The organism is Mycobacterium sp. (assembly GCF_051006775.1).
Taxonomy (GTDB): domain Bacteria; phylum Actinomycetota; class Actinomycetes; order Mycobacteriales; family Mycobacteriaceae; genus Mycobacterium.
This window is the reverse complement of record NZ_JBPCSX010000192.1, coordinates 1-12,326: the sequence shown is the minus strand read 5'-3', so window position 1 is coordinate 12,326 and position 12,326 is coordinate 1. Positions and strand designations below refer to the sequence as shown.

General features: G+C 66.0%; 12 protein-coding genes. 9 read left to right on the top strand and 3 right to left on the bottom strand.

Annotation, left to right across the window (positions count from 1 at the left end; translation table 11 throughout):
- On the bottom strand, nucleotides 1–365 hold a 365-nt coding region (locus ACR2JI_RS13855), incomplete at its 3' end, for a DUF222 domain-containing protein (RefSeq protein ID WP_526390891.1).
- Between the two features lie 79 nt (nucleotides 366–444).
- On the opposite strand from ACR2JI_RS13855, the gene ACR2JI_RS13850 reads away from it, so the two are divergent.
- From ACR2JI_RS13850 to cysE, 4 genes are read left to right on the top strand one after another with little or no spacing between them, the layout of a single operon-like run.
- Nucleotides 445–1,347 (top strand): dienelactone hydrolase family protein, encoded by a 903-nt coding sequence (locus tag ACR2JI_RS13850; protein WP_526390889.1) that lies wholly within the window; start codon nucleotides 445–447, stop codon nucleotides 1,345–1,347.
- A gap of 24 nt (nucleotides 1,348–1,371) precedes the next feature.
- A complete protein-coding gene (locus ACR2JI_RS13845; RefSeq protein ID WP_526390886.1) occupies nucleotides 1,372–2,673 on the top strand; it encodes an MFS transporter in 1,302 nt (433 codons plus the stop codon).
- Between the two features lie 9 nt (nucleotides 2,674–2,682).
- Nucleotides 2,683–3,618: a cysteine synthase A gene (cysK, locus tag ACR2JI_RS13840; protein WP_526390884.1), complete on the top strand. Its 936-nt coding sequence runs from the start codon at nucleotides 2,683–2,685 to the stop codon at nucleotides 3,616–3,618.
- Between the two features lie 2 nt (nucleotides 3,619–3,620).
- A complete protein-coding gene (gene cysE / locus ACR2JI_RS13835; protein ID WP_526390882.1) occupies nucleotides 3,621–4,304 on the top strand; it encodes a serine O-acetyltransferase in 684 nt (227 codons plus the stop codon).
- Nucleotides 4,305–4,314: 10 nt separating this feature from the next.
- On the opposite strand, the gene ACR2JI_RS13830 is transcribed toward cysE, so the two are convergent.
- Nucleotides 4,315–6,111, bottom strand: coding sequence for an acyl-CoA dehydrogenase C-terminal domain-containing protein (locus ACR2JI_RS13830; RefSeq protein WP_526390880.1), 1,797 nt, complete (start codon nucleotides 6,109–6,111; stop codon nucleotides 4,315–4,317).
- A 41-nt stretch (nucleotides 6,112–6,152) separates the two neighbouring features.
- On the opposite strand from ACR2JI_RS13830, the gene ACR2JI_RS13825 reads away from it, so the two are divergent.
- Nucleotides 6,153–7,652, top strand: a complete 1,500-nt coding sequence (locus ACR2JI_RS13825) for an alpha/beta fold hydrolase (RefSeq protein WP_526390878.1) — start codon at nucleotides 6,153–6,155, stop codon at nucleotides 7,650–7,652.
- On the opposite strand, the gene ACR2JI_RS13820 is transcribed toward ACR2JI_RS13825, so the two are convergent.
- On the bottom strand, nucleotides 7,649–8,689 hold the full coding sequence (locus tag ACR2JI_RS13820) for a ligand-gated ion channel (RefSeq protein ID WP_526390876.1): 1,041 nt from the start codon (nucleotides 8,687–8,689) through the stop codon (nucleotides 7,649–7,651). The genes ACR2JI_RS13825 and ACR2JI_RS13820 overlap by 4 nt on opposite strands.
- Before the next feature lie 44 nt (nucleotides 8,690–8,733).
- Between ACR2JI_RS13820 and ACR2JI_RS13815 the strand changes: the two genes are divergently transcribed.
- The 4 genes from ACR2JI_RS13815 to ACR2JI_RS13800 form a co-directional block, all read left to right on the top strand.
- Nucleotides 8,734–9,792 carry an ABC transporter ATP-binding protein gene (locus ACR2JI_RS13815; RefSeq protein ID WP_526390874.1) on the top strand — a complete coding sequence of 353 codons (1,059 nt, stop codon included), beginning with the start codon at nucleotides 8,734–8,736 and terminating at the stop codon, nucleotides 9,790–9,792.
- Between the two features lie 9 nt (nucleotides 9,793–9,801).
- Nucleotides 9,802–10,989: an ABC transporter substrate-binding protein gene (locus ACR2JI_RS13810; RefSeq protein ID WP_526390872.1), complete on the top strand. Its 1,188-nt coding sequence runs from the start codon at nucleotides 9,802–9,804 to the stop codon at nucleotides 10,987–10,989.
- Complete coding sequence (locus ACR2JI_RS13805) at nucleotides 10,968–11,819, top strand: ABC transporter permease (protein ID WP_526390870.1); 852 nt, start codon at nucleotides 10,968–10,970, stop codon at nucleotides 11,817–11,819. Before ACR2JI_RS13810 ends, ACR2JI_RS13805 begins: the two co-directional genes overlap by 22 nt.
- Nucleotides 11,819–12,326 (top strand): ABC transporter permease (locus ACR2JI_RS13800; RefSeq protein WP_526390868.1); only part of this gene is annotated, 508 nt, incomplete at its 3' end. The genes ACR2JI_RS13805 and ACR2JI_RS13800, both read left to right, overlap by 1 nt.

Genomic DNA, 12,326 nt, shown 5'->3' with positions numbered 1-12,326 from the left:
GCGGCATCCACGGCGGCGATGAGCCCGTCATCGACATTGGAGGTTCGGTTGATGATCGTGGCAACCATCCGGTAGTCGACCTCGCCGGCGGCGAACACCGCCGCAACCAGCGGCAGCCTCTCCCGCAGTTCCCTGGCACACCGGATCTGGGCACCCGCCCGACTCCGGCTGATGTTCTGGGCCGCAGAGACCTCGGCGGCCACCGCCTCGAACGGGTCGATGCACCACAGCTCGCGATCTGACCACTCGACAGCGCGGCGCGCGTACAACTCCCCGACCGCTGCCAACCGGCGCGCGGTGGCCGCTGACTCGGCACGCACCGCCGCACTCATGGCTTCGATCAGACCCGCATTGTCTTCGAACATGTGTTCGACACTAGATGCACACCCTGACAGAAAATCTCGTCCGGCGGGGTGGGTTCGAGCTCGGCGCATACTGACTAACGTGACTCCACTGTCGCGGTACATCGCCGAAGAAATCGCCACCGACCACGTCGACGGCCTGCTGTCGCGCCGCGAGGCACTGCGGCGGCTCGCACTTCTCGGAGTCGGCACCACGGCGGCCGCGGCGTTGATCGCGGCGTGCGGTGATAAACGCTCCGCGGCCCCGGCCGGCACCCGCTCGACAGCGACGTCCGTCGGCCCACCGCCCGGGATGCAGAGCACCGTGGCGACCGAGGCCGTCTCCTGGGCCGGTCCGCAAACTCAGCTGCAGGGCGCGTGGGCCGCGGCACGCGACCCCATCGGGGCGGTTCTGGTGATTCATGAGAACAAGGGCCTCAACGACTGGGTGCGTTCGGTGGCGGGACGGCTTGCCGGGAGCGGCTATTCGGCGCTGGCGATCGACCTGCTCTCCGAGGCGGGCGGCACCGGCACGTTCACCGACCCGGCGCAGGCGACCGCGGCGCTGGCCACCGTCCCGCCCGCCCGCTTCATCGCCGATCTGCGTTCCGGCCTCGACGAACTACAACGGCGGGTGCCCGGCCACAAGATCGCGGTCGTCGGATTCTGTTTCGGCGGCGGGCTGGTCTGGCGGCTGCTGGCCGACGGTGAACCGCGACTGGCGGCGGCCGTGCCGTTCTACGGTCCGACGCCGGAGAATCCCGACTTCAGCGGCTCGAAGGGTGCTGCGGTGCTCGGCTTCTACGGTGCGCTCGATGACCGGGTCACCTCGACCGAGCCGGCCGCCAAGCAGGCCCTCGAAAGCGCCGGACTGGTCCACGAACTCGTCGTCGAACCCGATGCCGATCATGCGTTCTTCAATGACACCGGACAGCGTTACAACCCGACCGCCGCCGCCGACGCCTGGAAGCGCCTACAGGACTGGTTCTCCCGCCACCTGAGCTGAAAACCTTTGCGGCAGAATAGGGCCGTGCGCGCATGGGTGGTGTGGTCGGCAGGTCTGCTGGCCTACACCGTGGCGGTGATGGACCGCACCACCCTCGGGGTGATCGGACTGGATGCGGCCGAGCGGTTCGGCGCAACACCGGCGGTGCTGTCCACCTTCGTGGTGCTGCAACTGGTCGTGTACGCCGGCGCGCAGATACCGGCCGGAGTTCTGCTGGACCGCTTCGGTTCCCGCGCGATGATCCTGGCGGGCGGCACACTGATGCTGCTGGGCCAGTTGACCATGGCATTCACCACCTCGCTGCCGACCGCGATCGCGGCACGCTCGATCGTGGGCCTCGGTGACGCATTCACCTTCGTCTCGGTGGTGCGCCTGGTTCCGCACTGGTTCCCACCGCGGCAGGTACCGCTGGTGACTCAGTTGACGGGCATATCGGGCCAACTGGGTCAGATACTCTCCGCGGTCCCCTTCCTGGGCCTGATGGTCAGCGCGGGATGGACGGCGGCCTTCTCCGCGGTGGCCGCACTCGGCGTGGTGTCGCTGATGCTCACCGCACTGCTGGTCCGAAACGCGCCCTACGGCGCGGTCCTCGACGATCCGGTCACCGATCTGCGTCAGACGCTGCGCGGCGTCAAGACGGTCTGGCTGCGCCCCGGCACCCGGCTGGGGTTCTTCACCCATATGGGCACCCAGTTCTCCATCACCATCTTCGCTCTCATGTGGGGTGTTCCCTACCTGACTGCCGCCCAGAATGTTTCACGCGACTGGGCCGGCGCCATGCTGACCGTCTCCGTTGTCACCGCGGTGGTGGCCGGGATCGTCATCGGCATCGTCATCGGCCGGCACCCGCACCGGCGCTCCCAGCTGGTGCTGGCAATCATCGCCGCCAACGTGGCGGTCTGGACGGCCGTGCTCGCCCTGAACTCCCCAGCGCCGCACTGGCTGCTGGTGGTCCTGGTGGTGGTGATCTCGGTGGGCGGACCGGGATCGGTGGTCGGCTTCGACTTCGCCCGCACCTTCAACCCCCGTGCCAGCCTGGGCACCGCGCAGGGCACCGTGAACGTCGGTGGTTTTCTGGCCTCACTGCTCCTGATGCAGGCCATGGGGATGGTGATCAGCGCGATGGGCGGCTACTCGTTCGAATCGTTCCGGGTGGCCTGGTGTCTGCAGTACATCGTCTGGGCGGTGGCGGTCATCGGCATTCTGGCCACCCGCCGCAAGGCCCGGGCCACCATCGGCGATATCGAGGAGAGCAAGTACCTGCTGGAGTTCTTCAGCGACTCGACCAGCGGAACTGACCGTCCGATTCAGCCGAAGGCTTGCTAGCGTCAGGGGGTGAGCAGGATCGCCAATGACATCACCGAACTGACCGGTAACACCCCCCTGGTGCGGCTTCGCCACGTCACCGACGGTGCCGCGGCTGAGGTTCTCGGCAAGCTGGAGTCCTTCAACCCCTCGGCCAGCGTCAAGGATCGCATCGGCGTCGCGATGATCGACGCGGCCGAGAAGGCGGGCCTGATCAATCCAGACACCATCGTCGTGGAGCCGACCAGCGGCAACACCGGTATCGCGCTGGCCATGGTGTGCGCGGCCCGCGGGTACCGGTGTGTGCTGACCATGCCGGAGACCATGAGCCGGGAGCGCCGCATGCTGCTTCGCGCCTACGGCGCCGAGCTGATCCTGACGCCCGGACCCGACGGTATGGGCGGTGCCATCGCCAAGGCCGAGGAACTGGCGAAGTCCGACTCCCGGTACTTCATGCCACAGCAGTTCGAGAATCCGGCCAACCCGGCCATCCACCGGGTGACCACCGCCGAGGAGATCTGGAACGACACCGACGGCACGGTCGACATCTTCGTCGGTGGCGTCGGAACCGGCGGCACCATCACCGGAGTCGCAGAGGTCCTCAAGGAGCGCAAGCCCTCGGTGCAGATCGTCGCGGTGGAACCGGCCGCCTCACCGGTGCTCTCCGGCGGCGCGAAGGGCCCGCACCCCATCCAGGGCATCGGCGCCGGGTTCGTGCCGGGGGTACTGGCGACTGAGTTGATCGACGAGATCATCGGAGTCGGCAACGACGATTCGTTCAGCATGGCCCGGCGACTGGCGAAGGAGGAGGGCCTGATGGTCGGCATCTCCTCCGGGGCGGCAGCGTGGGCGGCCGCGCAGCTGGCCAAGCGGCCGGAGAACGCCGGCAAGGTCATCGTCGTGCTGTTGCCCAGCTTCGGCGAGCGGTACCTGAGTACGGCGCTGTTCGCCGATCTGGCCGACTAGCCGTGCTGTCGGCAATCCGCCGCGACGTGCGGTCCGTGAAAGAACGCGACCCCGCGGCACGATCAACGCTGGAGGTCGTACTCGCCTACCCCGGCCTGCACGCGGTCTGGGGTCACCGCATCACCCACTGGCTGTGGCACCACAACGCCAAACTCGCGGCACGATTACTCGCCGAACTCATCCGTAAGTTCACCGGCGTCGAGATCCATCCCGGCGCGGTACTGGGCCAGGGTGTGTTCATCGACCACGCGACCGGAGTGGTGATCGGCGAGACGGCCGAGGTCGGCGATAACGTGACGATCTATCAGGGTGTCACCCTCGGGGGCACCAGCCTCGAAGGCGGAAAGCGTCACCCCACGATCGGAAACAATGTCACCATCGGATCCGGGGCAAAAGTGCTGGGCGCCATCACAATCGGTGACAACAGCCAGATCGGTGCCAACTCCGTCGTCATCAAACCCGTACCCGCGAACTCGGTAGTCGTGGGCGTTCCGGGGCAGATTGTCGGCAGCGACCACCCCACCCGGGCCGACCAGTTCAAACTCCCCGATCCGCTCGGTGTGAGTTTGCACTCGCTGCTGAACCGGGTGGCCAGGTTGGAAGCACAGAGCGACGGCCCCCATGACGATCACGCGATCCGCGCGCCCGAGGGCGGCATCTGGCGCGGTGACGACTTCGTGATCTGAGCGACGGTCGTCAGAACCAGTCGGCGCGCATCTCCAGCGTGGTGCGATCCAGACGCTCCAACAGATCCAGCTGCGGACCGGTCCGGGGAAGTTCGTAGCCGAAGAAGTAGCGTCCGGCCGCGCGCTTACCGTCGTAGAAGTCGCCCTGCTTACCGTCGGCGGCGATCATCTGCTCCAGCCACATCCAGGCGACCACCAGGTGGCCGACGGCCTCCAGATAGACCGCGCTGTTGGCCAGGGCGGCGTCGACATCACCGGATGCGAACATCGACGCGGTCACACCCGCCAGTCGCTGCCAGCCGGCGTCGAGCACAGCGGCCATCCCGGCGAGCTCGCCACCGCGGGCGGTGGCCGCCGTGACGGTCTCACCGACGGCGCCCAGCAGGGCGGCCAGGTTGGCGCCGCCGTCCTGGACCACCTTGCGGCCCAACAGGTCCAGACTCTGGATGCCGTGGGTGCCCTCATGGATCGGATTGAGCCGGTTGTCCCGGTAATGCTGTTCGACGTCGTATTCGCGGGTGTATCCATAGCCGCCGTGCACCTGGATCGCCAGGTTGTTGGCCTCCAGGCACCACTGCGACGGCCAACTCTTGGCCACCGGCGTCAGGATGTCGAGCAGCCGGCCGGCGTTCTGGGCCTCGTCCGCGGATTGCGGGCTGCTCTGGATATCGCTCACGCGCGCGCAGTACAGCAGTAACGCCAGAGCGCCCTCCACGTAGGACTTCTGGGCCAGCAGCATTCGCCGCACGTCGGCGTGCTCGATGATGGGGATCTGTGGCGAGGCCGGGTCCTTGGCGGTCGGCGTCCGGCCCTGCGGGCGCTCCTTGGCGTACTGCAGCGATTTCAGATAACCGGTGTATCCCAGGGCGACCGCGCCGAGGCCCACTCCCAGCCGGGCTTCGTTCATCATGTGGAACATGTAGTTCAGGCCGCGGTGCGGTTCGCCCACCAGATAGCCGACCGCACCGGGCTGCCCCAGCGGTTGATGGCCTCCCTCACCGAAATTCAGTGCGGTGTTGACCGTTCCGCGAAAGCCCATCTTGTGGTTGAGACCGGCCAGCACAACGTCGTTGCGCTCACCGATGGACCCGTCGGCCTCGACCAGAAACTTCGGCACGATGAACAACGAGATCCCCTTGGTGCCGGCCGGTGCGCCGACGATCTTGGCCAGCACCAGGTGCACGATGTTCTCGCTGAGCTCATGGTCGCCACCGGAGATCCACATCTTCGAGCCGAACAGCCGGTAGGTGCCGTCGTCCTGGGGTTCGGCGCGGGTGGTGATATCGGCCAACGACGAACCGGCCTGGGGCTCGGACAGGCACATTGTGCCGGTGAAGCGACCCGCCAGGGTCGGTTTGACGAACGTCTCGATCTGCTCGGGTGTGCCGTAATGGGCCAGCAGGTTCGCGTTGGCCAGACTCAGCATGACGTAGGCGGCGGTGCCGACATTGGCCGCATGGAACCAGGCCATCCCGGCACCGGAGACGGCCAGCGGCAGCTGCCCGCCACCGAGGGCCTCATCCATTCCCGCGGCCAACAGATCGGCCTGGGCGAAGGCCTCCAGGGCCTGTTTGACCTCGGGGTTGAGCGTGACTCGTTCACCGTCGAAGGTCGGCTCGTTGGAGTCGTTCTTCTTGTTGTGCGGTGCGAAATACCGGGTCGCCAATTCTTCGCAGAGATCCAGCAGCGCGCTGAAAGTCTCGGTGGAGTGTTCGGCGAAACGCTCGCGCTTGGTCAGTTCCTCGATGTTGAGCCATTCGAAGAGCAGGAAGTCCAGGTCCCTGCGGGACAAGATATTCGACGTCACCGGGTCACCCTAACTCCCGCGGCGACTGACACCATGGGCAGATGATTCACCGCCGGGCCACCCTTGCCGTCATCTGCCTCCTGCTGACCGGGTGCAGCACCGCGATCCCCGGGCACCCGATGGCCCAGAGCGGATCCACGACCGCGGCCGCCGTCACCTGGGGCCCGTGCGAGGTCTCCGGTGGCGATCTGCCCCGCGGCGCCCAGTGCGGTGAACTCGCCGTGCCGGTCGATTACTCCCAGCCCGACAGTGACGTCGCGACCCTGGCGCTGATCCGGTTTCCGGCCACCGGGAAGAAGATCGGCTCACTGGTGATCAACCCCGGCGGCCCCGGGGAATCCGGCGTCGACGCCGCCGTCTCGATACTGCAGGACATACCCGCCGAGATTCGCGAGCGATTCGATCTGGTCGGCTTCGATCCGCGCGGGGTGGGATCCTCGACTCCGGCGATATCGTGCAACTCCGACGCCGACGACGACGCGTACCGCGCCGACCCGCAGGTCGACTACAGCCCCGCCGGTATCGAACACATCGAAAGCACCGAGAAGCAGTTCGCGCAGCGCTGCGTGGACAAAGTGGGTAAGAACTTCCTGGCCAACGTCGGCACGGTCAACGTGGCCCGCGACCTCGACCGGTTACGCGAGGCACTCGGCGACGATAAGTTGACCTACCTCGGCTACTCCTACGGCACGCTCATCGGATCCGCGTATGCCGAGGCCTATCCGGACAAGGTCCGCGCCATGATCCTCGACGGAGCGATCGACCCGACTACCGACCCGATCCAGTCCGATATCGACCAGGCCGCCGCATTCCAACAGGCTTTCGACGATTACGCGGCCGACTGCGCCAAGGACAGGGACTGCCCGCTGGGGACCGATCCGGCGAAAGCCGTTGCGGTCTATAAGGATCTGGTCGATCCACTGGTGACGACGCCGGCCAAGACCACGGACCCCCGCGGCCTCGGCTACGGCGACGCGGTCACCGGAACCATCACCGCCATGTACGCCCCGTCGCTGTGGAAGCACCTGACCGCCGGACTGCGTGAGTTGACCAGGGGCCGCGGCGACACCCTGCTGGACCTCGCGGACAGCTACTGGGATCGCGACGAACAGGGCCGCTACACGAATGCCAATGACGCACTCATCGCCATCAACTGCGTCGACGGACCACCGAACACCGACCGCGCCAAGGCTGCCGACGAAGATAAGAAGATGCGTGAGGTGGCCCCGTTCATGTCCTACGGCGAGTTCACCGGCAATGCGCCACTGGACACCTGCGCGTTCTGGCCTGTGCCGCCGACCAGTGGACCGCATCAGATCTCCGCTCCGGGCCTACCCCCGGTACTGGTGGTCTCCACCACCGACGACCCGGCGACTCCGTATCAGGCCGGGGTCGACCTCGCCAGGGAACTCGGTGGAGCGCTGCTGACCTTCGACGGGACTCAGCACACCGTGGTCTTCGAAGGCGAGAGGTGCGTGGATGAGTTCGCGACGGACTACCTGGTGAACCTCACCGCGCCCCCGGTCGGGACCCGCTGCTAGACCACCACGTCAACGTGATGGTGGGCCAGATAGAGCAGGATCGTCAGTGTCATCGCGAGGATGAACACCAGTAGTGAGGCGATGCCCATCCGACGGTCAATTTGCACGGAAAGTGCCTCTGCCACTTCGTGTCTGTTGCGCCGGCTCGCCAGCACCGTGTAGCCCATCGCCGCCAGGACATAGACCAGCGAGATGATATAGATCAGGTCGAGCAGGGTCAGATAGTCGACCGACGGCAGGTCGCTGTCGGTCGTCCACTGCAACGCCACGATGGTGAGCATCGCGGTCACCCCGATCCCGGTCCGGGCGTCCTCCATTCGCGCCGGCAGCATGTAGATCAGCGATGTGATCAGGATGATGATCAGGATCGGCAGCACGATCTTCACCATGTACGGCAGCGGATCCCGCTGAAGGGGCAACTCGATGACGATGCGGGAGTACTTCAGATCCGGCGGCGCGGAGACATCGCCGAAATTCGTCGGGTAGATGTGCTCGACGACAGAGAGTTTCGGCGGCTGCAACACATATCCCGGGATCGTCACCGAGGGGCTGATCGCCACCGGCGGATTGTCCGGAACGTAGACGAGATCACGGGTGTCCTGATTCTCATCCTCGAATACGATCACCAGGTTCTGGATGTCGAACGGGTACTTCTCCAGGTTCATCTTGCGGGCGAACACACCCGAGTAGCGGAACGCCTGATACTTGGATCCGTCGGGCATGGTCAACGGCTCCGGATAGAGCTGCTTGCCGGTCACCCCGCCGGTCTGCGAGGTGGTGGTGTTCTGATAGGCATCGGAGTTCATCGGCTCGATCGAGTCGGACGGATCGATCTTGGGACTCTTCCACCGGAACCAGATATAGAAGTCGGCGGTGAAACTGTCATTGGCCAGATCGACGTCCTGGATGTCGTAGATGAAGGCTCCAACGGTGACCGTCTCGGGCCCACCCGCGGCGTGCGCCTGCACCGGCGGGGTCATCGGGATGACGAACAGCACCGCCAGAACGGCGGCGAGCACCCGGCGCACGAACCTCATCTCGATCCCCAACCCTTCTTCCGGACTGACCGTACTATCCACTCGTGCCGTCGGGGAGTAAGAGCCTTGAGCCGCAGGTCGAGTTGCGCGGGGTGCGCAAGGTCTTCGGCGATGCCCGCCACCCGGTGGTCGCTGTCGATGACGTCAGCCTGACCGTCGGCAGCGGCGAGCTGTTCGCCATCCTGGGCCCGTCGGGGTCCGGCAAGACCACGGTGCTGCGGATGATCGCCGGCTTCGAGCAGCCCACGGGCGGCACCGTGCACCTGGCTGGTCAGGATGTCACCGCGCTGCCTGCCGCCCGCCGGGACACCAACACCGTCTTTCAGGACTACGCACTGTTTCCGCATATGACCGTCGCGCAGAACGTCGAATACGGCCTGCTGGTCAAGGGCGTGCCCAAACCCGAACGCCGCCAGCGCACCGCTGCGGCGCTGGACATGGTGCGCCTGGCCGATCAGGCCGGTCGCAAACCCGCCCAGCTCTCCGGCGGCCAGCAGCAGCGGGTGGCGCTGGCCAGGGCGCTGGTCGGCCGGCCCCGGGTGCTACTGCTCGACGAACCGCTGGGGGCACTCGACCTCAAACTCCGCGAGCAGATGCAGGTCGAGCTGAAGGCCATCCAGCGCGAACTCGGTATCACCTTCGTCATCGTCACCCACGACCAGGACGAGGCCCTCACCCTGTGCGATCGCCTGGCGGTGTTCAACAACGGCCGGGTCGAGCAGATCGGCGCCGCGCGGGAGGTTTACGAGAATCCGGTCAACCGGTTCGTCGCCGACTTCGTCGGCACCTCCAACGTGCTCGACGGCGCGGTGGCCGAGGCGCTGATCGGCAGGCCCGGCAGCTACGCGATCCGCCCGGAGCGGGTGCTGCTGCTCGACGGGGGCGAACCGGTGCCGGCCGGAATGCACACCGTGAGCGCCCGGGTGGCCGAGGTGGTCTACGCCGGCCCGGTGACGCGGGTGGCCGCCGACACCGCCGACGGGCAGCGCCTGACCGCGACCCTGGTGAGCGCGCAGACCTCCGCCGATATCACCCACGATGCCCCGGTCGTACTGGCCTGGCCCGATGACGCTGTCCGCCCCCTCGCTCACAACCCGATATAAGGAGACCCGATGACCACAGCACTTCGCCGCCTGGGTGTGGTGATGGTTTGCGCTGCAACCGTATTCGCGGCCGGCTGTTCGAATTCGAACACCACCGGCTCCACCAATCCCCCGAAGATCGAACCGGCCTCGACGGTCGGCGCCGGGGAGGGACAGCTCAACCTGGTGGCCTGGCCGGGTTATGCCGAGGACGGCTCCAACGATCCGAAGGTCGACTGGGTGCACCCCTTCGAGCAGGAGAGCGGGTGCAAGGTCAACATCAAGATCGGCAACACCTCCGATGAGATGGTGCAACTGATGCGCACCGCCCAGTACGACGGCGTGTCCGCCTCCGGGGACGCCACCCTGCGACTGATATACGGCGGCGATGTGGCGCCGGTGAACACCGCCCTGGTGCCCAGCTACGCGACGATCGCGCCGTTCCTCAAGGACCGGGCATGGAACTCCGTCGACGGCCAGATGTACGGCATCCCGCACGGCTGGGGGGCGAACCTGCTGATGTACAACACCGATGTCGTCAAGGGGGCGCCGGACTCCTGGGGTGCGGTGTTCCCGGGCGCACCGGAGTACAGGGGCAGACTCACCGCATACGACTCCCCCATCTACATCGCCGATGCGGCGCTGTACCTGTCCAAGACCAAACCTGAACTGGGCATCAAGAATCCATATGCGTTGACCGACGACCAGCTCAATGCAGCGGTCGATCTGCTCAAGGAGCAGCACGGCAACATCGGTGAGTACTGGTCGGACTACACCAAGGCGGTGCAGGCCTTCGAGTCCGGCACCTCGGTGATCGGCACCAGCTGGCAGGTGATCGCCAACATGATCACCTCTGACAACAAGGTCAAGATCGCCACGGTGCTGCCCAAGGAAGGCTCCACCGGTTGGTCAGACTCCTGGATGATCGCCGCCAAGGCCGCCCACCCCAACTGCATGTACAAGTGGATGGACTACATCACCTCGCCGAAGGTCAACGCACAGGTCGCCGAGTACTTCGGTGAGGCACCGGCGCAGACCAAGGCCTGCGAGATGACAGTGGACAAGAACTTCTGCGCGACGTTCCACGCCACCGACGCCGCTTACGCCGAGCAGATCAGCTACTGGACCACCCCGCAGAAGAAGTGCATCGACGGCAGCGGTGACAACTGCACGGCCTACAGCGAGTGGGTCGACAAGTGGCAGCAGATCAAGGGGTGACGCACGGCCTCACCAAGAGGCTCAGCCTGACGTTTCTGCTCGTTCCACCGCTGACCTGGCTGATTCTGGCCTATCTCGGTTCGCTTGCGGTCCTGCTGCTTTCGGCGTTGTGGACCACCGACACCTTCACCGGTTCGGTGGTGCGCACCCTCACCGGAGACAACATCGTCCGGGTCCTCACCGACGCGGTCTTCCGCACCGCGACACTGCGCACCGTCGGAATCGCGCTGACCGTGACGGTGATCTGCGCGCTGCTGGCGGTGCCACTGGCGCTCTATATGGCCAAGGTGGCCTCGCCGCGGGGCCGGCTGATGCTGGTGGTCGCGGTGACCACGCCGCTGTGGGCGAGTTATCTGGTCAAGGCCTACGCCTGGCGGATGCTGCTGTCCCCGGAGGGTCCGCTGAGGTGGGTGGCGGGCTTCACACCCGGGTACGGGATCGTCGCGACCGTGCTGACCCTCACCTATCTGTGGATGCACAACAAGGTGATTCCGGTGATCACCGCGCTTGACCGGCTGACAGAAAGCGTGATCGACGCAAGTTCGGATCTGGGTGCGCGTGATCTGACCACCCTGCGCCGAATCGTCGCGCCACTGGTGTTCCCGGGCATCGCCGCCGGCTCGATCTTCACCTTCTCCCTGAGTCTCGGTGACTACATCGCGGTCACCATCGTCGGCGGCAAGACTCAGATGCTGGGCAACATCATCTACGGCCAACTGGTGACCGCCAACAATCAGCCACTGGCCGCGGCCCTGTCGCTGATCCCATTGACGGCCATCGTGTTGTACCTGCTCGCGATGCGGCGTACCGGGGCCCTGGAGAACATCTGATGTTGTCCTCGAGAATGCGCGCGGTGCTGCGGGTATGCACCGCTGTCGCGCTGGTGTTCCTGTACGCGCCGCTGCTGCTGGTGCTGCTCAACGCTTTCAACGCCTCCAAGACCTTCGCCTTCCCGCCCACCGGTCTGACGCTGCGCTGGTGGGCGGCTGCCTGGGCCAGCGACGGTATGTGGCACTCGCTGGGCAACTCGGTGCTCGTCGGACTGTGTGCCACCGGGATCGCGCTGGTACTCGGCACGATGGTGGCATTCGCAGTGCAGCGGTACCGATTCTTCGGTCGCCAAACCGTGAACCTGCTTGTGGTGCTTCCCATTACGCTGCCCGGAATCGTCACCGGTATCGCGATGTACGCCACCTTCACCTCGGCTCTGCACGTGGCCCTGGGCATGGCCACGGTCATCATCGGCCACGCCACCTTCTGCATTGTCGTGGTCTTCAACAACGTCCAGGCCCGGCTGCGTCGGCTCGGTACCGGGCTGGAGGACGCCTCCGGTGATC

What these genes read in the sequence shown, in the direction of transcription:
- ACR2JI_RS13820 (WP_526390876.1), bottom strand. Translation starts at nt 8,689, where the DNA reads ATGAGGTTCGTGCGCCGGGTGCTCGCCGCCGTTCTGGCGGTGCTGTTC.
- ACR2JI_RS13810 (WP_526390872.1), top strand. Translation starts at nt 9,802, where the DNA reads ATGACCACAGCACTTCGCCGCCTGGGTGTGGTGATGGTTTGCGCTGCA.
- ACR2JI_RS13825 (WP_526390878.1), top strand. Translation starts at nt 6,153, where the DNA reads ATGATTCACCGCCGGGCCACCCTTGCCGTCATCTGCCTCCTGCTGACC.